The following is a 20,105-nucleotide window of genomic DNA, read 5'->3' on the forward strand; positions in this document are numbered from 1 at the left end:
CGTCGACGACGCGTCGGTCAGGTGGGTGCGGCTGCCGGCCCGTCGCCGCCGTAGACGGCGCGCAGCCACACGGTGAGCAGCACGTCGACGAGGTCGGCCTCGTCCAGCGCCGGCGCCTGCCCGGTGGCGGTCACGTGGATGACCCGCTCGTTCATCCAGTTGAGCGCCACGGCGAGGTCGCGGGCCGGCGGGCCGGGTGGGGCGGCGCCGCGGGCCCGCTCGGCGTCGATGGCCGCGGCGGTCTCGGCGACGAACTGCTCCATGACCTCCGACCACAGCGCGCGGGCCTCGGCGCTGGTGGCGAACAGCGACGCTGCCGCGGTGGTGAGGGCGTGGTGCGCGGCGAAGGTGTCGCGGACCGCCTCGAGCGCACCCCGCCAGCCGGCGCGGACGTCGTCACCGGCCCGGCGCAGCGCCGCCGAGCGGGACGCGCGCGCCTCCCCCACCACCCGGTCGAGCAGCGCGAGGACGACGGCGTCCTTGGACGGGAAGTAGAAGTAGAAGGTGGGCCGGGAGATGCCCGCCCCGCGCGCGAGGTCGTCGACGGAGATGTCGGCCAGCGGGCGCTGCCCGAGCAGCTCCTCGGCGGTGGTGAGGATGGCCCGCTCCCGGTCGTCGCCGGAGGGGCGGCGGGCCCGGCGCCCGCGGCCGCCGCCGGGGGCGACGGGGAGCGGTGCGGCCACGGCGGCGACCCTACCCACGACCGCGGGGCGCTCAGGGCAGTCGCCACACCGTCGTGCGGCGCAGGCCCGGGCCCTCGGTCTCGGGGACGTCGAGCACGGTGACCGGCTCGAGCCGCTCGTGCGGCAGGTACGGGCGGCCGGGGTCCCCGACGAGCACCTCGGCACCGCGGGCCCGCGCCCGGTCGAGGAACGGCAGCACCCGCCCGGTCATCACGCGGTCGTAGCAGACGTCCCCGGCCAGGACGACGTCGACGTCGGGCGGCTCACGGTGCAGGACGTCGCCGATCACGCTGATGCCGCGCACGCCGTTGAGGACGGCGTTGACGCCGACCGCGGTCCGCGAGAACGGGTCGACGTCGCTGGCCAGCACGTGCCGGGCGCCGGCGAGGACGGCCGCGACGGCGACCAGGCCGCTGCCCGACCCGAGGTCGAGGACGCGACGGCCGGCGACCGGGACGGCGCCGTCGAGCACGGCGCGGGCCAGGGCCTGCCCGCCGGGCCAGGCCGCGGCCCAGAACGGCGGCTCCTCACCGGCGCCGCCGGCGGTCTCCATCGCCTCCCACAGGGCGACGACGTCGTCGGCGACGTGCAGCCGGACCTCGGGGACGAGGGAGGGCCGGCGGACCCGGGTGTGCGCGCGGACGAAGCCCGCGGGCACCACCCTGGTCCGGGCCGGCCCTCCCTGCGCCACCTGTGGATCAGTACTAGTGGATCAGTACCAGCCGGTGGCCTGCGAGTGCGCCCAGGCCTCGCAGGGCGAGCCGTAGCGCTCGTTGATGTAGATCAGGCCGGCGTCGATCTGGCGGTAGCCGTCGGAGGTCTTGGCGATGCCGGTGCTGGCCCAGGTGGAGTCGAGGAACTGCGCGATCCCGTAGGCGGTGCTGGTCGGGTTCTGCGCGTTGGGGTTCCAGTTGCTCTCCTTGCCCCAGAGCTTCTCGAGGCAGGAGAACTGCTCGGCGCCGACGAGGCTGAGCGCGTAGTCCTTGAAGGACCCGCGGCTCTCGGAGCTGGAGCTGCTCGGCGCCGGAGCCGCGGCGGACTCGGCGGCCTGGGCCTCGGCGGCCTCGGCGGCCTCGGCGGCAGCAGCGGCCTCCGCGGCGGCGGCCTCGGCCTCGGCGGCAGCCTGGGCCTCGGCGGCAGCCTGGGCCTCGGCGGCGGCCTGCGCCTCGGCGGCGGCGCGCGCGGCCTCCTCCTCGGCGGCGATGCGGGCGGCCTCCTCGGCGGCGATGCGGTCGCGCTCGGCCTGGTCGGCCGCGGCCTGGGCCTGGACGGCGGCGGCGTCGATCGCGGTGCGCTCGGTGCGGGAGGCGGCGAGCTCCTCCAGCGGCGCGAGGTCACCGTCCTCGACGGCGCCGTCGGTGCCCTGCTCCGCGAGGCCGAGCGCCTCGGCCACGCCCACCGAGGCGCTGGCGGTGTCGGCCTCGGCACCGCCGGTGGCGGCGGGGCCGGTGCCGGAGAGCACCCCGACCAGGAGCGCGCCGGCGGCGGCGGTACCGAGCAGCAGGGCCGGGCGGCGGGAGCCCAGCAGGCCACCGCGGCGCGCGCGGCCGGGGGCGGGGGTCTCGTCGTCCACCTCGAGGACGGCGGTCTCGAGGGCGTCGGTGTCAGGGGTGTCGGGGGTCTCGGCGACGGGGGTGTCGGCGGCGGTGCGGCGGGTACGGCTGGACATGCGGGTGGGCGCTCCGAGGGAGAGGGCGCGCGGCGGCCCGGGGCATGGGCACGCGCACGCAGCGCGGGTCTACGGCGTGTCTGGTCGGGAGGTCTCCGGCGGCCGCGGTCGGCGCCGGGGCGCGGCAGGGCAGGGTCGAGCCGGCGTCAGGAGGACGCGGGACCGCGCTGCGCGCGCGGGCGGCTGCACCTGCGGGCCGCGGGGGCCCGGAGGCGGGGCATGCGGAGGCTCTCCGTTTCTTCCGTGAGCCGCCTACCGAGTTAGCTGACGGGTTCGGGCGGGAAGCAGCCCTACACCCCCGCGAGCAGAGCTCGACGGGTGCGATTCACCCCAGTACTGCGGTGGGTCCCCGGCTCGCGTCCACGGGTGCGGACACGACTCGGCGGCGTCCGGCCAGGCTCCCCGGACGGGGAGAGACGACCGACCGGACGCCCGCCACCGTAGACACCGTTACCGGTCCGTGACAACACGGGGCCGGAGGGACCGGCGGGACGGGTGTGACCCGCCGGCCCCCCGGGCAGCTGCCCGCGCCGGTGTCGCTGCTGGTCAGGAGGCCGCGGCGACCTGGGGCCGGTCCGTGTCGCGCAACACAGTGACCTGCGACGCATCGGCAGCGGCGACCGGCTCCCGCGCGGCGCCCGCCGCGGCTTCCCCGACGGTCTCGGCCGCCTCGCGACGCTCGGCGAGGACGGGGACGTCGTCGGGCAGCACGCCGGTGATCACCGCCAGCGCCCGGTCGATCTGCCCGGTCAGCCCGAGCAGCCACTCGCGCGCCTGGTCGCGCTCGTCGCGCAGCGGCGCGAGCTCGGCCTCGGCGACCCGCCGGCGCTCGGCCGCCTCGGCGTCGGCGCGGGCGCGGACCTCTGCCGCCTCCCGGTCCAGGCGCTCGCGCACCGCGGCCGCCGCGCGGTCCAGCCGGGCGCGCTCCTCGGCCGCCCCCCGGCCCAGCTCCGCCGCCTCGCGGCGGGCCGCCTCGAGCACCGCCGCGGCCTCGCTGCGGGTCTGCTCGCGCAGGGCGATGACCGCCTCGCGCATCTCGGCGACCCCGCTCAGCCGCGCCTCGGCCTCGGTGCGGGCCTCCTCGACCACGCGCCGCGCCTCCTCCTCGGCGGCGGCGGTCCGGGCTGCGGCCTCGGCCTCGGCCCGGCGGACCAGTTCCAGCGCCTCGTCCGGCCCCGGCAGCGACTGCCGCTCGCGGACGAGCGCGGCCAGCCGGCGCCGGGCGTTCTGCAGTTCGGCCGAGGCGGCGGCGTAGCGGCTGAGCAGGTGGTCGTTCTCCCGGCGCAGGACGAGGACCTCGGTCTCCGCCCAGTTCACGTAGTCGTCGACCTGCGCGCGGTCGTAGCCGCGGACCGCCCCGGTGAACACCGGCCCGGTCCCCAGCAGGCCGTCGAGTCCGCCCGACGGCGACCGTCCCCCGGTGCCGTCCCCCGGCGCTCCGGTCTGAGCGCCTCCCCCTGCCCGCTGCGACATCCCGGTCCCCCTCGGTCCGCCGTGCCGGTCCGGACTCCCCGGCCGGCCGTCGGGGTGATCACGATCCCACCCCGGATACCCACCGGCCGGGCGCCGACAGGGGGGCGCGGAGCCCGCCGGAGTGGGATCGCCGGGACGTGCCGGATCCGTCACCGAGCGCAGTCATTGCATCTCAGCGCGGTCACGAGACCCTGGGAATGGACGCGAGGGCGCCGCGGTTGGACGGGCCGTAGCAGTAGTTGCACTCTCAACCACATGGAGCACGAGATGCAGTTCGGCGTCTTCTCGGTCAGTGACATCACGACCGATCCCACGACGGGCCGCACGCCGAGCGAGGCGGAGCGGATCCGGGCGATCGTCACGATCGCGAAGAAGGCCGAGGAGGTCGGCCTGGACGTCTTCGCCCTCGGCGAGCACCACAACCCGCCGTTCTTCTCCTCGTCGCCGACGACGACCCTCGCCTACGTCGCGGCGCAGACCTCGCGGCTGCAGCTGTCGACGGCGACCACCCTGATCACCACGAACGACCCGGTGAAGATCGCCGAGGACTACGCGATGCTGCAGCACCTGGCCGGCGGCCGCGTCGACCTGATGATGGGCCGCGGCAACACCGGCCCGGTCTACCCCTGGTTCGGCCAGGACATCCGCGACGGGCTGCCGCTGGCGGTGGAGAACTACGCGCTGCTGCGCCGGCTGTGGGACGAGGACGTCGTCGACTGGCAGGGGCGGTTCCGCACCCCGCTGCAGGGCTTCACCTCGACGCCCCGCCCGCTGGACGGCGTCCCGCCGTTCGTGTGGCACGGCTCGATCCGCAGCCCCCAGATCGCCGAGCAGGCCGCGTACTACGGCGACGGCTTCTTCCACAACCACATCTTCTGGCCGAAGGAGCACACCCAGCGGATGGTCGAGTTCTACCGCCGCCGCTTCGAGCACCACGGCCACGGTGCCGCCGACCAGGCGATCGTCGGCCTCGGCGGTCAGGTGTTCATGCGCAAGAACTCGCAGGACGCCGTGGACGAGTTCCGGCCCTACTTCGACAACGCGCCGGTCTACGGCCACGGCCCCTCCCTGGAGGACTTCTCCCGCGAGACGCCGCTGACCGTCGGCTCCCCGCAGCAGGTCATCGAGCGGACCCTCGGCTTCCGCGACTACGTCGGCGACTACCAGCGGCAGCTGTTCCTCGTCGACCACGCCGGGCTGCCGCTGAAGACCGTCCTCGAGCAGCTCGACATCCTCGGCGAGGAGGTCGTGCCGGTGCTGCGCCGCGAGTTCGCCGCGCTCAAGCCCGCGCACGTGCCCGACGCGCCGACCCACGCGTCGCTGGTCGCCGCCCGCGGCGGCGCGCAGGACTCCACCGTGTACGCCGCGGGTGACGACGTCACCGGCCAGGTCCAGGAGGAGGTCTCCGCATGACCACCCGCACCCTCGCCGTCGTCAGCGCCGGCCTGTCGACGCCGTCGTCGACCCGGCTGCTGGCCGACCGGCTGACCGCCGCCACCGTCGACGCGCTGCGCGAGCGGGGCGAGGACGCCGTCGTCGAGGTCGTGGAGCTGCGCGAGCACGCCCGCGACCTGGCCGATGCCTTCGTCACGGGCTTCCCCAACACGGCGCTGCGCGCGGCGATCGACACGGTCACCGGCGCCGACGCGGTGATCGCGGTGACCCCGGTGTTCACCGCCTCCTACAGCGGGCTGTTCAAGTCCTTCGCCGACGTGCTGGACACGGACGCGCTGACCGGGAAGCCGGTGCTGCTGGGCGCCACCGCCGGCACCGCGCGGCACTCGCTGGTGCTCGAGCACGCGATGCGGCCGCTGTTCGCCTACCTCCGGGCGGTGACCGTGCCGACGGCGGTGTTCGCGGCGAGCGAGGATTGGGCCGGCGGCGACGGCGTCAGCGGCGAGCTGGCGGCGCGGATCACCCGTGCGGCGGGCGAGCTGGCCGACGTCGTCACCGGCCGGCCGGCCACGGCCCGCCCGGTCGACCCCTTCGCCGACGTCCCCGACTTCGAGCAGCTCCTCCGCGGCGAGGCATAGCGGAAGGACCCTCCTGCCCCCACCGCTCGCAGGCTCGCGGCGGGCCCCTGCAGGAGGGCCGTCAGCGGACGGCGTCCTCCGAGGGGGGCGCCGTCCCGCCCTGGGGCGCCTCGGCGGTCATGAGCGCGATGGTCTCCGCGCGGTCGGCCGCCGAGGGCAGGCCCCAGCCGGGCTCGTAGCCGTAGACCTCGGCCAGCGGGGTCGACGCCGACCGCCCGGTGAGCACCTCCACCGACGAGGTGTCGATCAGTCCCGGGTGCTCGACGCCGCACGCCTCGGCCACCTTGAGCAGGTCCCGCCGCAGGGTGGCGACGTAGTTGGCCAGCCGCACCGACTTCAGCGCCGGGTCCAGCCCGTGGGCGAGCCAGGCGTTCTGGGTGGCCACCCCGGTCGGGCAGGTGTCGGTGTGGCACTTCTGCGCCTGGATGCAGCCGATGGCCAGCATCGCCTCGCGGGCGATGTTCACCATGTCGCAGCCGAGGGCGAAGGCCACGACCGCGTTGTCGGGCAGGCCGAGCTTGCCCGCGCCGACGAAGGTCACCTGGTCGGTGAGGCCGCGCCGGGCGAAGGTCGAGTACACCCGCGCGAACCCGAGCTGGAAGGGCAGCGACACCGAGTCGGTGAAGATCAGCGGCGCGGCGCCGGTGCCGCCCTCGCCGCCGTCGACGGTCACGAAGTCCACCCCGCGGCCGGTGGTGGCCATGAGCTCGGTGAGCTCGTCCCAGAAGGCCATGTCGCCGACGGCGGACTTGATCCCCACCGGCAGCCCGGTCTCGGCGGCGAGCAGCTCCACCCAGTCGAGCAGGCTGTCGGTGTCGGTGAACTCCGCGTGCCGGGACGGGCTGACGCAGTCGACCCCCTCGGGCACCCCGCGGGCCGCGGCGATCTCGGCCGACACCTTGGCCCCCGGCAGCACCCCGCCGAGGCCGGGCTTGGCGCCCTGGCTGAGCTTGACCTCCAGCGCCCGCACCGGGGCCCCCGCCACCAGGTCCTGCAGCCGTTGCAGGTCGAAGCGGCCGCGCTCGTCCCGGCACCCGAAGTAGGCGGTGCCGATCTGGAACACCAGCTCGCCGCCGTGGCGGTGGTGCACCGACAGGCCGCCCTCCCCCGTGTTGTGCATGCACCCCGCGAGCGCCGCGCCGCGGTTGAGCGCCTCGACCGCCGCCCCGGACAGCGACCCGAAGCTCATCGCCGACACGTTGACCACCGACGGCGGCCGGAAGGCCTGCCGCCGTCCGCGCGGGCCGCCGAGCACCTTGGCCGAGGGCAGCGTGACGTCGGCCGCCGAGTGGGGGTGCGACGGCGGCACGGCGCGGCCGAAGGTGCGGTGGTTGATGACCGGGTAGCCGGCGGTGTACTCGAGGTCGTTGTCGGTGCCGAAGCCGAAGTAGTTGTTCTCCCCCTTGGCCGAGGCGTACACCCACCGGCGCTGGTCGCGCGTGAAGGGCCGCTCCTCGTTGTTGCCGGCGACCAGGTACTGCCGCAGCTCCGGGCCCAGGGCCTCCAGCAGGTAGCGCGCGTGCCCGATGACCGGGAAGTTGCGCAGCACGGTGTGCTCCCGCTGCAGCAGGTCCCGGGCGGCCACCGCCGCCACCGCGCCCAGTCCGGCCACCGCGGCCCGCGCCGCACCCCTCATGTCGCACCTCCGCTCGCGGTCAGGGCGCCATCCTGGCGCGGAACGGCGCCGTCCGCGCCAGGAGCGGCGCCACGGACCCCGAGTGGGGCTACAGGAACAGGCTGAGCAGGAACGCCAGCGCGAACCCGATCGACCCGAGCAGCGTCTCCATCACCGTCCACGTCTTCAGCGTCGTCTTCTCGTCCATCCGGAAGAACCGGCTGACCAGCCAGAAGCCCGAGTCGTTGACGTGGGAGAGCACGGTGGCGCCGGCCGCGATCGCGATGACGATCAGGGCCAGGTCGATCGAGGACAGCCCGTCGGAGGCCTCGACCACCGGGGCCAGGAGGCCGGCCGTGGTGGTGAGGGCGACCGTCGCCGACCCCTGCGCGACCCGCAGCAGGACGGAGACGACGAACGCGGCCACGATCACCGGTAGGCCGATGTCACCGAGGACGTCGGCCAGCGCCGTGCCGATCCCGCTGGCCCGCAGCACGCCGCCGAACATGCCGCCGGCGCCGGTGATGAGGATGATCGCGCAGACCGGACCCAGGGCGCTGTTGACGATCGACTCGACCTGGGCGCCGCTCTCCCCGCGCCGCCGGCCGAGGACAACGATCGCCACCAGCACGGTGATGAGCAGCGCGACCGGGGTGGCACCGAGCAGCTGGCCGGCCCGGACGAAGAACGAGGCCTCGTCCACCGCGCCCGCGGCGGCCAGCGTGGTCAGCCCGGTGTTGAGGAAGATCAGCACCAGCGGCAGCAGCAGGATGCCCACGACCGTGCCGAACCCGGGCGGGGCCGACCGGGTCGCGGTCTCCGTGCGCCGCCCGCCGGAGGCGCCCGCCGTCCCCGGCGCCGTGCCGGCGACCGTCGGCTCGGGAGCGGCCGGCGTGCCGGGCTCGTCCTCGGCGGGCGGGACCGCGATGTCGTACCGCCGGCCGGCCCACAGGCCGAACAGGTAGCCGCCGAGGTACCAGGTGGGCAGGCCGATGAGCAGCCCGAACACCAGGGTCAGGCCGATGTCGGCGCCGACGAGCTCGGCAGCCGCGACCGGCCCGGGGTGCGGCGGGACGAAGGCGTGCATGACCGCGAAGGCGCCGGCGACCGGCAGGCCGTAGGTGAGCAGCGAGCCCCCGAGGCGGCGGGCGACGGTGAACACGATCGGCAGGAAGACGACCAGCCCGGCGTCGAAGAAGATCGGGAAGCCGAACAACAGCGCGGCCACGCCCAGGGCCAGCGGTGCGCGCTTCTCGCCGAACCGGCCGATGAGGCTGTCGGCGAGCACCTGCGCGCCGCCGCTGTGCTCGAGCAGCCGGCCGAGCATCGCGCCCAGGCCGACCAGCAGGGCGACGTTGGCCAGCGTGCCGCCGAACCCCTCGGTCAGGGTGGTGACGACGTCCTCGAGCGGGATCCGGGTGGCCAGCGCCGTCAGCAGGCTGACGAGGATCAGCGCCAGGAAGGCGTGCAGTTTGAGCTTCATGATGAGGAACAGCAGGACGGCCACCGCGGCGGCGGCGATGAGCAGCAGCGGGCCGACGCCCAGTACCGGTTCGACCTCGGGCATGGCAGTTCCCTCCTGGGTTCAGACGGGGTGCACCGTCGGGGTGTCGTCGAGGGTGTCGAGCGTGGTCAGGACCTCGGCCAGCGCGCGGGTGGACCGCTCGACCAGCGGACGCGTCCGGCGGTAGAGGTCCGCCGCGGCCGGGTCGGGCTGCACGGGGTCGGAGACGCCGATGAGCGCGGTCGCCTCGTCGAGGTCGGGCAGCGCGCCGAGCGCGTGCAGGCCCAGCAGGGACGCGCCCAGGCCGGTGCCCTCGGGCGAGTCGGCCACCCGGACCGGCAGGTCGAGCGCGGCGGCCAGCGTCCGCACCCACAGCGACGAGGCCACCGCGCCGCCGGTGGCGCGCACCTCGGTGACCGGCAGGCCGGTGGCCGAGAACGCGTCCCGCACCAGTGCGAGCTGCTGGCACACCCCCTCGACCGCGGCCCGGACGAGGTGCGCCCGGCGGTGCTCACGGCGCAGGCCGACGTAGGCGCCGCGCAGCCCGGAGCGCCACCACGGCGCCCGCTCGCCGAGCAGGTAGGGCAGGCACAGCAGGCCCGCGCTGCCCGCCGGCACCTCCTCGGCCTCGGCCAGCAGCCGGGCGTCGAGGGCGTCGGCGTCCTCGCCCTCCGGCGCCGGCCCCTCCCCCGCGGCCAGCGCCTGCGCCGCCCAGCGCACCACCGACCCGCCGTTGTTCACCGCCCCGCCGACCACCCAGTGGTCGTCGGTGAGCGCGTAGCAGAACAGCCGGTGGGCGGGGTCGGCCGTGGGCTCGGGCACGACGACCCGCATGGCACCGCTGGTGCCCAGCGACACCGCCGCCACCGACGGGCGGACCGCGCCGATGCCGAGGTTGGCCAGCACGCCGTCGGAGGCGCCGATGACCACCGGGGTGTCCCCGGGCAGCCCGGTCGCCGCGGCCACCTCCGGGCGCAGGCCCGGCAGCACCGCCGTCGTCGGCAGCACCTCCCCCAGCTGGTCGGCGCGCACGCCGGCGACCTGCAGCGCCTCGGGGTCCCAGGAGCCGGTGCGGATGCCGTAGAGGCCGGTCGCCGAGGCGCACGCGCGGTCGAGCACCTGTGGCCCGCCGTGCAGCGCCGCGACGACGAGCTCCTTCACCCCGCCCCAGCGCGGCACCGCGGCCAGCCGGTCGGCGTCGTCGGCGCGCAGCCAGGCCAGCTTGAGCAGCGGGGACATCGCGTGCACCGGCGTGCCGGTGCGCTCGTGCAGCCCCGGCGCCCGGCCGTCGGCGCGCAGCGCGTCGGCGAACCCGGCGGCGCGGGCGTCGGCCCAGGTGACCACCGGGCCGAGCGGCCGGCCGTCGTCGTCCATGGGGACCAGGCCGTGCATCGCCGCCGACAGGCAGATCCCGACGACCCGGTCACCGCGGTCCCGGGCGGCGGCGCTCACGGCGGCCAGCGCCCGGACGGCGGCGTCGGCGAGGCGCCGCGCGTCGAGCTCGGCGCGGCCGGGCGCGGGCACCGACAGCGGGTAGCCGACGCTGACCAGGTCGCGGACCCGTCCGTCGGTGCCCGCGGTCACCGCCTTGGTGGCCGTCGTCCCGCTGTCCAGTCCGACCACGACGTCCATGCGGTGATCGTGCCGGGACCGACTCCCGGGCGCGAGAGGTCAGCGGTAGGCCGACGCCCCGCGCAGCCGCGCGGTGACGGCGACGCGCAGCGGCGCGAGGACCACGCCGTCGCGGGCCAGCCGCGCGCGCAGCACCCGGCGGTGGCGCAGCACGCCGACCAGGCCGATCGCCCAGAACAGGTACTGGACGGCGAACGCGGCGCGGAACGCGTCCAGGTCGTAGGCGGTCGAGGCGCCGGGGGTGAGCAGGTCGAGGACCGCCCCGATGGCCAGGATGGTCAGCAGCGAGGCCACGAACCCGCCGACGTTGACCACACCGCTGGCGCTGCCCTGCCGCTCGGCGGGGTTCCAGGTGCGGGCGAAGTCGAAGCCGATCATCGAGCCGGGGCCGTTGGTGCCGAGGACGACGACCAGCACGGCCAGCAGCCACAGCGGCGCGCGGCCCGGCCACAGCAGGACCACCGTCCAGGTGGTCGCCGTCAGGCCGAGGATGGTGAGCACCAGGACCGAGCGCCGCAGCGGCCACCGCCCGCACAGCCGGCCCAGCAGCGGCCCGACGGCCATGCCGACGACCACCAGCAGGCTGAGCAGCCCGGCCGCCGTCGCCGGGGAGAGCCCCTGGCCGACGACGAGGAAGGGATAGCCCCACAGCAGCGCGAACACGGTGCCGGAGAACTGGGTGACCAGGTGCGTGTAGAGGCCGATCCGGGTGCCGGGCTCGCGCCAGGTGAGCGTCAGGCTGCGGCGCACCTCGGCCAGCCCCGCGGCGCCGGGCGTCGGCGTCCCGGGCGGGGCGTCGCGCAGCGTGGTGAGCACCAGGACGGCGACGAGCACCCCGACCGCCGCGGCACCGACGAACGTGCTCTGCCAGCCGGCGGCGTGCAGCAGCGCCACCAGCGGATAGGCTGCCAGGATCTGCCCGACCTGGCCGAGGATGCCGGTGAGCTGGGTGACCAGCGGGACGGTGGGCCCGGGGAACCAGAGGCCGACCACCCGCAGCACGCTGATGAAGGTCATCGCGTCACCGGCGCCGACCAGCACCCGCGCGGCGACGGCGGTGGGGACGTCGGTGGCCAGCGCCAGCACCAGCTGGCCCGCGGCCATGGTCAGGCCGCCGGCGAGCAGCAGCCGGCGGGAGCCGAACCGGTCCAGCGCCACCCCGACCGGCACCTGCAGCCCGGCGTAGACGGCCAGCTGGAGCACGAGGAACAGCGAGACCGCCGAGGCGCCGGCGGAGAACCGCTCCTGGGCCTCCACGCCCGCGACGCCCAGGGAGGCGCGGTGGAAGACGGCGACGACGTAGGCGGCCAGCGCCGTGAGCCAGACGGCGTAGGCGCGCAGCGGCGCACGGGCGGGCGTCGGGGGCGTCACCCCGGTGACGACAGCGCCCGGCCGCCGGGTGTTCCCGGCCGCGCCCGTGAACCGCCTCACCGTGCCGCCCGCGCGGCGGTGTCTCCGGCCGTCCCGCCGGTCCGGCGGCCGTAGCATCCACCCGTGGACGCCCTGGTCTCGCCGGCCGACCTCACCGAGGACGACGCCGCCCGCCGGGTGCGCATCCTGCTCGCGCTGGCCACCTCCATGGCAGCCAAGGGCTACCGCGCCACGACGATCTCCGACATCGCCCGCGAGGGCCGGGTGTCCAAGACCGTCGTCTACGCGCACTTCCGCGACAAGGAGCACTGCCTCCTCGAGCTCTACACCCGCGCCACCGACAAGATGCTCGCCACCGTGCAGGCCGCCCAGGAGCACGCCGCCGCGGCGGGCCTGCCGTGGCGGGACCGGCTGCGGACGGCGGTGCGCGCCTACCTCGAGGTGCTGGCCGCCAACCCCGAGGTGGCGTGGGCGGCGCTGGTCGAGGTGCAGGCGGCCGGCCGGCCGGCGCTGGCCCTGCGGCGGCAGGTCATCGACCGCTACGTGGAGCTGATCTGCGGCGTCGCCGCCGACCTGGCCCGGCGGCACCCCGACGAGGTGCGCCCGGTCGACCGCGCGCTGGTGCTGGCCGCCGTCGGCGGGCTCAACGAGCTCATGCTCGCCCGCGTGGAGCGCGGGGAGGCCGCGGCGCTCGGCGACGACACCGACGTCGCCACCGAGGTGCTGGTCCAGCTGGTCGCCCACCGCGCCTGACGCCGGCTCCTCCCCCGGTGGGCTACCGGTCGGTAACCTGCCCCGCTTACCCTCTCCGAGACCTCGCTCACAGGATCGGAGTTCCATGGCTGCACCCGCGGACGTCGGCGCCCCCGCCGGAGGCCCGGCCGCCGGGGGGACACCGCCCGCCTCGTCCCGGCGCGCGGTCCTCCAGCTGAGCGTCGAGCGGGAGGCCCTGGTCCCGGCGGTCGCCGCGGTCCTCGTGGCCGTGCACCTGGCGGCGCGCGCGTGGACGGCGGCCGGCGGCTGGCTCACCCGACAGGACGTCCTGGCCGCGGCCGAGCTCATCGGCCTGACCGGCGAGGTCCCCGGCCCGCCCGGTGCGGCGGCGCTGGCCCGCGGCGTCGCCTCGGTCGCGCCCTACTCGTGGCCGGGGCTGGTCGCCCTGCTGGTGGTCGGCCAGCTCGTCGTCGACCTGCTGCTCTACCGGCTGCTGGTCGACCTGTTCGGGCGCCGGCCGGCCGTGCTGCTGCCCTTCACCGTGTACCTGGCCAGCTCGCTGCCCCTCGTCGGCGGCCTGTGGTGGAGCGCCGCGCTGGTGCAGCTGCCGCTCCAGCTGGTCCTGCTGACCGCGCTGGGCGCGCACGTGCGGTACCTGCGCACCCGCGCGCCCGGGCCGGCAGTGGTCGGCGGGCTGGCCGTCGCCGTCGGGCTGCTGTTCTCCGGGTGGGTGCTGCTGGTCCCGCTGCTGCTGGTGGTGGTCACCGCCCTGTGGGCGACGGCCGGCTCCGCGCGGGACAGGATGCGCGCGCTCGGCGCCGGACCGGTCGCCTGGGCGGCGCAGGCGACCGGGGTGGTGGTCGGGCTGGTCGCGCGGAGCCTGGTCTCGGCCGGCCCGCTCGTCGACGCCGCCGTGTTCCGCGACGCGTCCGGCGGCCTGCCCGGCGAGCTGGCCCGGACGGTGCTGCCCGGGCTGGTCGGTGGTCCGTGGGTCTGGCGTCCCGTGGCGCTGCCGTTCGCGGTCCCGGCGCCGCCGGACGCGCTGGTGTGGGGCGCGGCGGCCGTGGTCGCGACCGTGGTCGCCGGCAGCGTCGTCCTCCGCCGCGGCGCGCTGCGCGCCTGGCTGGTGGCGGTGGCGACCGGTGGCGTTGTGCTGCTCGGCGAGGCGGCGTCCCCGGACCGCGCCGACGTCGTCGGCGGGCTGCCCACGGGCACGGTCCCGCCGGCCACCCTCGCGCTGGTCGCGGCGCTGGGCCTGGCCGCGGCGTTCCTGCCCGTCCGCGGCGCCCCGGCCGTGAACCGCCCGCGCCGCGGCGCCGGGAGAGCCGCCGGGCGGGGGTCCGCCCGCCCGGCCCTGGGGGTCGCGGTGGCCGGCGCGCTCGCCGTCGGCTGGTTCCTCTCCACCGCCGGGTTCGGGCAGTTCTGGTCGGTGAACGCCACCCGCGACTACGTGGCCGAGGCGCGATCCTCGGTGGGTGGCCAGCAGGCCCTCGTCCTCGCCGACACCCCGGTGCCCGAGGAGGTCCTGCCGGCGGCGCTGGAGCCGGCGAACCGGGCGTCGGTGGTGCTGTCGGGGCTGCCGGCCCAGCCGCACTTCCTGCAGGTCGGCGAGATCGGCTACCAGCTGGTGGTGCTCGACGACCGGGGCCGCGGGCAGCTCGCCGCGGTCGACCCGGTCAGCACGTCGGGGACCGGGCCCGCGCCCGACTGCGGCTGGCAGGTCGCGGCCGGCCCGGTGACCGTGCCGCTCCAGCGCCCGGTTCCCGAGGGCCGGTGGATCGTGCAGGTCGCCTACATCGCCGGCGCGGGCAACGCGATCACGGTGCAGGCCGGCGACACCCTCGGCGGCGCGCTGGTCGGCGGCGGGCTGCACGACCTCTACCTGCAGGTCGAGGGGCCGGTGGCGGAGCTCGTGGTGAGTGTGGACGACCCGCAGGTGCCGGTGTGCGTGGGCGCGGTGACGGTCGGCGTGCCCCGGCCGCTGGGCGGGGCGTGACCGCGGTGCGCTACCCCTGCCTCAACGGGCTGCGGGCGCTGGCCGCCCTCGCCGTCGTCACCACCCACGCCGCGTTCTGGTCCGGGTCCTACACGCCCGACCTCGGCGGGTACGCGCTGGCACGGCTCGACATCGGCGTCGCGGTGTTCTTCACCCTCTCGGGCTTCCTGCTGTCCCAGCCGCTGTTCCGGGCGGCCGCCGAGGGCCGCCCCGCCCCGCGGACCGGGGCCTACCTCTGGCGCCGGGCGCTGCGGATCCTCCCGGCGTACTGGCTGTGCGTCGCACTGGCACTGCTCTTCCTGCCGGGCAACCAGGGCACCACCGCCGGTGACTGGCTGCGCTTCCTCACCCTGACCCAGGTCTACGCGCGGGACTGGCACGCCGAGGGCCTCGACCACGCCTGGAGCCTGTGCACCGAGGTCGCCTTCTACCTGCTGCTGCCGCTGCTGGTCCGCGGCCTGGTCGCGGCCGGCGGCGGCGGATGGCGGCCGCGCCGGCTGTTCGCCGGTCTCGGCGTGCTCTCGCTGCTGGGCTTCGCGTGGAGCCTGTGGGCGGCGAGCGACCCGCTGGTGCTCGGCTCCCTGACGCTGTGGCTGCCGGCCTACCTGTCGTGGTTCGCCGCCGGCATGGCCGTCGCCGTCCTGACCGTCTCCGCCCCCGACGGCGCGGCGGTCCGCCGGGTGCAGGTGCTCGCGTCGAGCCCGTGGACCTGCTGGGCCGGCGCCGCGGCGCTGTTCTGGGTGGCGTCGGGCCCGCTGACCGGCTCGGTGGAACTCGACCAGCCCCTCACCGGCGCCCAGGTCGTCGTCAAGCACGTGCTCTACACCGGCATCGCCGGCCTGGCGCTGCTGCCGCTGGTGTTCGGCGAGCAGACCGAGGGCCGCACCCGCCGGTTCCTCGCCTCCCGGCCGATGCACTGGGCCGGCGAGATCTCCTACGGCGTCTTCCTGTTCCACATGCTGCTGCTGGTCTCGTTCTGGGACCTGTTCGAGAGCCCCCTCCCGCTGGTGCTCGGTGGGACGCTCGCCGTGTCCGTCGCGGTGGCCGCGCTGTCCTACCGGCTGGTCGAGCGGCCGCTGGTCGAACGGCTGCGCTCGGTCGTCCCCGACCGACCGCCCGTGCGCGCCGCCGACCGGGTGATCGCCCGCGACGGGGACGAGGCGCAGGCGCTCGCTCCTTGAGCCCGCTCAGCGCGGGCGGCGCCCGGGCAGCCGGCCGGCCGGCCGGCGGAGGTCGGGAGCGGGCAGCACGGTGGCCGCCACGGCCGCGAGCGCGGCCACCGCGAGCACCTGCCGGACGGTGCCGGTGGCGGCGGGGACGGTGAACAGCAGGACGCCGGCGGCCGCCACGGCCCCTGCCGCGAGCCCACCCAGGACGGCGGACCGCCGCGCCCGGACCACGCCACCGGCGACCAGCACCGCCGCCGCCAGCAGACCCAGCCCGACGAGGCCGCCGACCAGGGCGGTGCCGGCGACCACGGCCGCGCCGACGACGGCGACCGCGCCGCGGGTGCGCCGGCCCGCCTCGACCGGCCGCGGGCGCCGGACGGGCAGCAGCGCGAGCACGGCGAGCAGCGCCACCGCGCCGGCACCGGCCGCCAGCGCGCCGCGGTAGGCCGCCCCGGGCTCGAACTCCAGCGACACCGTCCCCGCCGCGCCGGGCGGCAGCACGTAGCCCTGCTGCCAGCCGTCGACGACGACCGTCTCCAGGGCCGTGCCGTCCAGCGACGCCGTCCAGCCGGGGTTGGTGTTCTCCGGGACGACCAGCAGCGTGGCCTCGTCCCGCGCGGCCACCTCGACGGCGCGGTGCTCGGCGTCCCAGCGGGTCACGCGGGCGGCCTCGCGACTCCCCGGGGCGGTGGGTGCACCCGGGCCGGTCAGCGTCGCGGAGCGGACGGCGAGCACGTCGGTGCCGGTGGCGACCAGGCGGTGCTCGCCCGCGGCCAGCGGCACCGGGGCGCCGTCGCACAGCTCCAGGTCGAGGGCCCGCAGCTCACGCAGGGCACCGACGGTCGTCGTCACGGTCGTCCGGCGGGGCGCCCTGTCCACGGTGACCACCGGGCCCTCCCCGCACGGGACGGTGACGCGGGCGGCGGCATCGAGCGTGGCGGGCGCACCGCCGACCTCGAGCTCGCTGACCCCGACACCCAGCGGCGTGACGAAGCGGGTGGCGGGGTCGAGGGTCTGCAGCTCCAGCGGCAGCTCGAAGGACACCTCGAGCCGGTCGGTGGTCACCGGCGCGAAGCGGACGGCGCCGTCGTCGTCGAGGTCGAGGGTGCGCGGCAGCCCGCCCGCGGTGAGGGTGACCGCCGTCGGGAAGGACGCGGCCAGGCCCGGGGTCGTGACCACACGCAGCGAGTCGACGGTGCGCGGCTCGGGCCAGGCGAGCGTGAGGGTGGGTGCGTCGTCGTCCGCGGCCGCCCGCCAGGCGGTCGCCGGGTCGCCGTCGACGGCCGCCAGCGCGCTCGCGCGCGGGTCGGTCACCGCGGTGCTGCTCGCGGTGACACCGACGCCGACCCCGCCGGCCTCGGCGAGCAGGGCGTCCAGGGCCGGGCCCGGGCGCGGCGCGGCCGTGACCGCGAGCGCGGCCTCCCCCGCCGCGGTCGCGGTGAACGTGCGGTCGAGACCGACGCCCTCCTCGGCGCCTGCGGCGAGGACCGCGGCGCAGCGCGGGTCGCCGTCGGCGTCGGTCACGCAACCCGACGCCGCCCCGTGCGGGCCGAGCGCGTCGAACACCCAGGCGGTGACCTCGCCGTCGGGGGCCGGTGTCACGAGGGTGCGGGTGACGGTCACCCCCGGCAGCGCCACCTCGGCCAGCGCGAGCGCGGCGCCGGTGCCCGCGTCGACGCCCACGGTGAGGGTGCTGGTGCGGCCGGCGGGCAGCGGCAGGTCCTGCGGCTCGGCGGTGGCGCGCAGCGGCCGGGTGATGGTGCCGGTGTCGGTGGTGAGGCGGACCTCGGCGGGGGCGTCGTCGGCGGTGTCGGCGGACAGGGTGATCGTCACGCCGGCGGCGAGGAAGGGCCGGTCGGTGGTCAGCCGCCACTCCGCCGCACCCGCGCCGCCGACGACGTCGGCGGGCCGCCAGGCGGTGGAGACGTCGCCGTCGAGCGCCGCCCACGGGGAGGCGTCGGGGTGGGCGCCGCCGAGGTTGCCGGCGTCGGAGGCCGAGCTCGACGCGCCGGGCGTGCCGCCCTCGTGGCGGACGACGGTCTCCGCGAGGACGGGGGCGGGCACCGCGTAGTCGCGGGCCGGGCCGGGGAGGCGGCGCGGGTCGTCGGCGGCGAGCGCGGCGGAGGTCGCCCGGGTGATCCGGCCGAAGCTGCGCTCCCGGCGGACCAGCGCGTCGCTGACCACCGTCGGACCCGCGCCCGCGGGTGCGGTGCCGGCCAGCACGGTGGGCCGCCCGGAGACCAGGCCGCGCTGCTCCAGGGCGAGCACGGCGTCGGGGCCGCCGGCGACCGTCACCGCGTCGGCCAGCGGAGCGGTCCACGCCCGCGGCGCCGGGTCCTCGACGGCGTAGACCTCCAGCGCCGGCGCGGGCTCCGCCAGGCCGGCGTCGAGGACGACGCCGTCGGTGTAGGGCAGCGCGGGCACGTCGGGCCCGAACGAGGCGACCGGCGTGATGCCCGGGGAACTCCGCAGCGCCTGGCGCACCAGGACCGGCCGCGTGGACCCGGCCGCCCCCGTGTCGAGGTCGTTGCGCAGTACGAGGTGGGAGAAGCCGGCGCGGGCCAGGAAGCGGGTCAGCCCCGCCGAGCCCTCGCCGGTCGCGAGCTGTGCCTCGACGGCGTCGAGCACCCGGATGTGGCCCTCGGGGGTGAGCGGCACGGCATTGCGGACGTCCCACGGCGAGTCCGCCAGCGGCTGCAGCGGCTCGTCCTGCGGGCTGCCCCACGCGTAGGTGCCGAACGACGAGCCGGGGACCAGCAGCGCCCGGCCGCCGGCCCGGTCGGCGGCGAGGAAGCCGGCCGCCTCCGCCCAGTAGCCGGGGACCTCCTCGAACCCGGTGGGTGGCGCCAGCCGTCCGGCCGCCGCCGGGGAGACCGTGGCGGCCAGGGCCAGGACGACGGCGGCGAGGACCGCGCGGGCCAGCACGGTGCCCGGCCCCGGCCACCCCGCCGGCCAGGCCGGGAGCGCCGCGCACCCGCGGTCGGGGGCCCGCTCTCCGGCGCGGCGGGCCAGGACGGCGACCAGGTGCGCCAGCGCCAGCGCCAGCGGCAGCCGCAGGACCAGGTCGAACTTGTGCACGTTGCGCAGCGGCGCGAGCGGGCCGTCGAGCGCGGCGTTCAGCGGGCCGGCCAGCAGACCGTCGACGGTCGCGAGGTGGCCGAGGGTGACCAGGGCGACGCCGGCGAGCAGGCCGAGGACCAGCCAGGTGCGCTCAGGCAGGTCACGCCGGGTGAGGGACAGCAGGCCGGCGCCGGCGAGCACCAGCGTGCCGGTCGCGGGCAGCACGTCGACCACAAGCGACCACCCGGCCGGCCACAGCGGCCCGCTCGCGGTGCCCAGGTAGGCCACCCAGTGGTCGACCCCGCGCAGCACCGACAGCACGTCGGTCGGCGCGGTCGTGACGTCGGCGCTCTCGATGTAGTCGAGGAACGGCGGGCTGTACCGGCCGAGCAACAGCAGCGGGCCGGCCCACCACGCGGTGGCCAGCGCGACCGCGACGGCCCACCAGGCGGCCAGCCGGCGCCGCAGCGGCCCGGCGGGGCGGGTGAGCAGCCACAGGACCGGCAGCGGCAGCACGGCGGCGGCGGCGACCGCGTTGACCCCGCCCGCGCAGAGCACCGCCAGCCCGGACACGGCCGCCGCCCGACGCGGCGAGCGGGCCGCGGCAGCGCCGACCAGCGGCACCAGCACCCACGGCGCGACGGCCATCGGCACCACCTCCACCGAGGTGGCGCCCAGCGCGGTGACCATCCGCGGGGCGAGGGCGTAGGCCAGCCCGCCGACCAGACCCGCGGCCGGGGTCCCGATGCTCAACCGCCGGGCCAGGACGACGACGCCGAGGAAGGCCGTGCACATCACCAGCGCCAGCCACAGCCGCTGCACGACCCACGCCGGCAGGCCAACCGCGTCGCCCAGGGCGGAGAACGGCCCCATCGGGAAGAGGTAGCCGTAGGCCTGGTTCTGCACCTGGCCGGCGAAGCCCTCGGGCTCCCACAGGTGCAGCGCCCGCCCGAGGAAGCCCCACGGGTCGACCGCGAGGTCGAGCTTGGTGTCGGCGATCACCCGCCCGGGTGACTGCGACAGTGCCAACCCGAGCAGGGCCAGGCACACGACGCCCAGCCGCACCCGGTGCAGCAGCCGTCCCCCGCCCGCCTCCGGCGCGGGCGCCGTCGCCGCCCGGGACGCGACCGAGCCCGCCGGGAGGGTCCCGGCGGGCTCGGGGGCGAGCGTCGCGGTCACGGCTCCG

At 77.0% G+C, this 20,105-nt stretch carries 14 protein-coding genes and 1 riboswitch; of the genes, 5 read left to right on the forward strand and 9 right to left on the reverse strand.

Annotated features, from left to right (window positions below; translation table 11 throughout):
* Positions 1 to 17 precede the first annotated feature (17 nt).
* The 4 genes from ACI79O_RS01025 to ACI79O_RS01040 form a co-directional block, all read right to left on the reverse strand.
* Positions 18 to 683 (reverse strand): TetR/AcrR family transcriptional regulator, encoded by a 666-nt coding sequence (locus ACI79O_RS01025; RefSeq protein WP_456886014.1) that lies wholly within the window; start codon positions 681 to 683, stop codon positions 18 to 20.
* Between the two features lie 31 nt (positions 684 to 714).
* Positions 715 to 1,341 carry a class I SAM-dependent methyltransferase gene (locus tag ACI79O_RS01030; RefSeq protein WP_456913133.1) on the reverse strand — a complete coding sequence of 209 codons (627 nt, stop codon included), beginning with the start codon at positions 1,339 to 1,341 and terminating at the stop codon, positions 715 to 717.
* Positions 1,342 to 1,395: 54 nt separating this feature from the next.
* Positions 1,396 to 2,352, reverse strand: a complete 957-nt coding sequence (locus tag ACI79O_RS01035) for an aggregation-promoting factor C-terminal-like domain-containing protein (RefSeq protein WP_456913134.1) — start codon at positions 2,350 to 2,352, stop codon at positions 1,396 to 1,398.
* 234 nt (positions 2,353 to 2,586) lie between these two features.
* Positions 2,587 to 2,747: riboswitch (cyclic di-AMP (ydaO/yuaA leader) on the reverse strand.
* A 151-nt stretch (positions 2,748 to 2,898) separates the two neighbouring features.
* Positions 2,899 to 3,720, reverse strand: a complete 822-nt coding sequence (locus tag ACI79O_RS01040) for a hypothetical protein (protein WP_456886020.1) — start codon at positions 3,718 to 3,720, stop codon at positions 2,899 to 2,901.
* A 360-nt stretch (positions 3,721 to 4,080) separates the two neighbouring features.
* Here ACI79O_RS01040 and ACI79O_RS01045 point away from each other — a divergent pair, with 360 nt between their 5' ends.
* Both ACI79O_RS01045 and ACI79O_RS01050 read left to right on the forward strand, forming a co-directional pair.
* Positions 4,081 to 5,238 (forward strand): LLM class flavin-dependent oxidoreductase, encoded by a 1,158-nt coding sequence (locus ACI79O_RS01045; RefSeq protein WP_456886022.1) that lies wholly within the window; start codon positions 4,081 to 4,083, stop codon positions 5,236 to 5,238.
* Positions 5,235 to 5,858, forward strand: coding sequence for an FMN reductase (locus tag ACI79O_RS01050; protein ID WP_456913135.1), 624 nt, complete (start codon positions 5,235 to 5,237; stop codon positions 5,856 to 5,858). Before ACI79O_RS01045 ends, ACI79O_RS01050 begins: the two co-directional genes overlap by 4 nt.
* A gap of 61 nt (positions 5,859 to 5,919) precedes the next feature.
* Here ACI79O_RS01050 and ACI79O_RS01055 read toward each other — a convergent pair whose 3' ends face one another.
* The 4 genes from ACI79O_RS01055 to ACI79O_RS01070 all read right to left on the reverse strand — a co-directional run bounded on the left by ACI79O_RS01055 (position 5,920) and on the right by ACI79O_RS01070 (position 11,980).
* Positions 5,920 to 7,494, reverse strand: a complete 1,575-nt coding sequence (locus tag ACI79O_RS01055; protein WP_456913136.1) for an FMN-binding glutamate synthase family protein — start codon at positions 7,492 to 7,494, stop codon at positions 5,920 to 5,922.
* Positions 7,495 to 7,582: 88 nt separating this feature from the next.
* The gene (locus tag ACI79O_RS01060) at positions 7,583 to 9,040 is read right to left on the reverse strand and encodes a GntP family permease (RefSeq protein ID WP_456886028.1); all 1,458 of its coding nucleotides are present in this window, start codon (positions 9,038 to 9,040) and stop codon (positions 7,583 to 7,585) included.
* An 18-nt stretch (positions 9,041 to 9,058) separates the two neighbouring features.
* A complete protein-coding gene (locus ACI79O_RS01065) occupies positions 9,059 to 10,609 on the reverse strand; it encodes a gluconokinase (RefSeq protein ID WP_456913137.1) in 1,551 nt (516 codons plus the stop codon).
* Positions 10,610 to 10,648: 39 nt separating this feature from the next.
* Positions 10,649 to 11,980, reverse strand: coding sequence for an MFS transporter (locus ACI79O_RS01070; RefSeq protein ID WP_456913138.1), 1,332 nt, complete (start codon positions 11,978 to 11,980; stop codon positions 10,649 to 10,651).
* Between the two features lie 123 nt (positions 11,981 to 12,103).
* Here ACI79O_RS01070 and ACI79O_RS01075 point away from each other — a divergent pair, with 123 nt between their 5' ends.
* From ACI79O_RS01075 to ACI79O_RS01085, 3 genes are all read left to right on the forward strand, one after another.
* Positions 12,104 to 12,733, forward strand: a complete 630-nt coding sequence (locus ACI79O_RS01075) for a TetR/AcrR family transcriptional regulator (protein WP_456886034.1) — start codon at positions 12,104 to 12,106, stop codon at positions 12,731 to 12,733.
* An 85-nt stretch (positions 12,734 to 12,818) separates the two neighbouring features.
* On the forward strand, positions 12,819 to 14,690 hold the full coding sequence (locus ACI79O_RS01080; RefSeq protein ID WP_456913139.1) for a hypothetical protein: 1,872 nt from the start codon (positions 12,819 to 12,821) through the stop codon (positions 14,688 to 14,690).
* Positions 14,687 to 15,871, forward strand: coding sequence for an acyltransferase family protein (locus tag ACI79O_RS01085; RefSeq protein WP_456913140.1), 1,185 nt, complete (start codon positions 14,687 to 14,689; stop codon positions 15,869 to 15,871). Before ACI79O_RS01080 ends, ACI79O_RS01085 begins: the two co-directional genes overlap by 4 nt.
* 6 nt (positions 15,872 to 15,877) lie before the next feature.
* Here the strand turns inward: ACI79O_RS01085 and ACI79O_RS01090 are convergent, their stop codons facing one another.
* Positions 15,878 to 20,098, reverse strand: coding sequence for an alpha-(1->3)-arabinofuranosyltransferase domain-containing protein (locus ACI79O_RS01090; protein WP_456913141.1), 4,221 nt, complete (start codon positions 20,096 to 20,098; stop codon positions 15,878 to 15,880).
* Positions 20,099 to 20,105: the final 7 nt, after the last annotated feature.

It is taken from the genome of Geodermatophilus sp. SYSU D00696, from assembly GCF_054050235.1.

Bases quoted from the DNA above. Each gene is read 5' to 3' on its own strand.
- ACI79O_RS01035 (WP_456913134.1), bottom strand. From the start codon at position 2,352: ATGTCCAGCCGTACCCGCCGCACCGCCGCCGACACCCCCGTCGCCGAG.
- ACI79O_RS01045 (WP_456886022.1), top strand. From the start codon at position 4,081: ATGGAGCACGAGATGCAGTTCGGCGTCTTCTCGGTCAGTGACATCACG.
- ACI79O_RS01050 (WP_456913135.1), top strand. From the start codon at position 5,235: ATGACCACCCGCACCCTCGCCGTCGTCAGCGCCGGCCTGTCGACGCCG.
- ACI79O_RS01055 (WP_456913136.1), bottom strand. From the start codon at position 7,494: ATGAGGGGTGCGGCGCGGGCCGCGGTGGCCGGACTGGGCGCGGTGGCG.
- ACI79O_RS01060 (WP_456886028.1), bottom strand. From the start codon at position 9,040: ATGCCCGAGGTCGAACCGGTACTGGGCGTCGGCCCGCTGCTGCTCATC.
- ACI79O_RS01065 (WP_456913137.1), bottom strand. From the start codon at position 10,609: ATGGACGTCGTGGTCGGACTGGACAGCGGGACGACGGCCACCAAGGCG.
- ACI79O_RS01080 (WP_456913139.1), top strand. From the start codon at position 12,819: ATGGCTGCACCCGCGGACGTCGGCGCCCCCGCCGGAGGCCCGGCCGCC.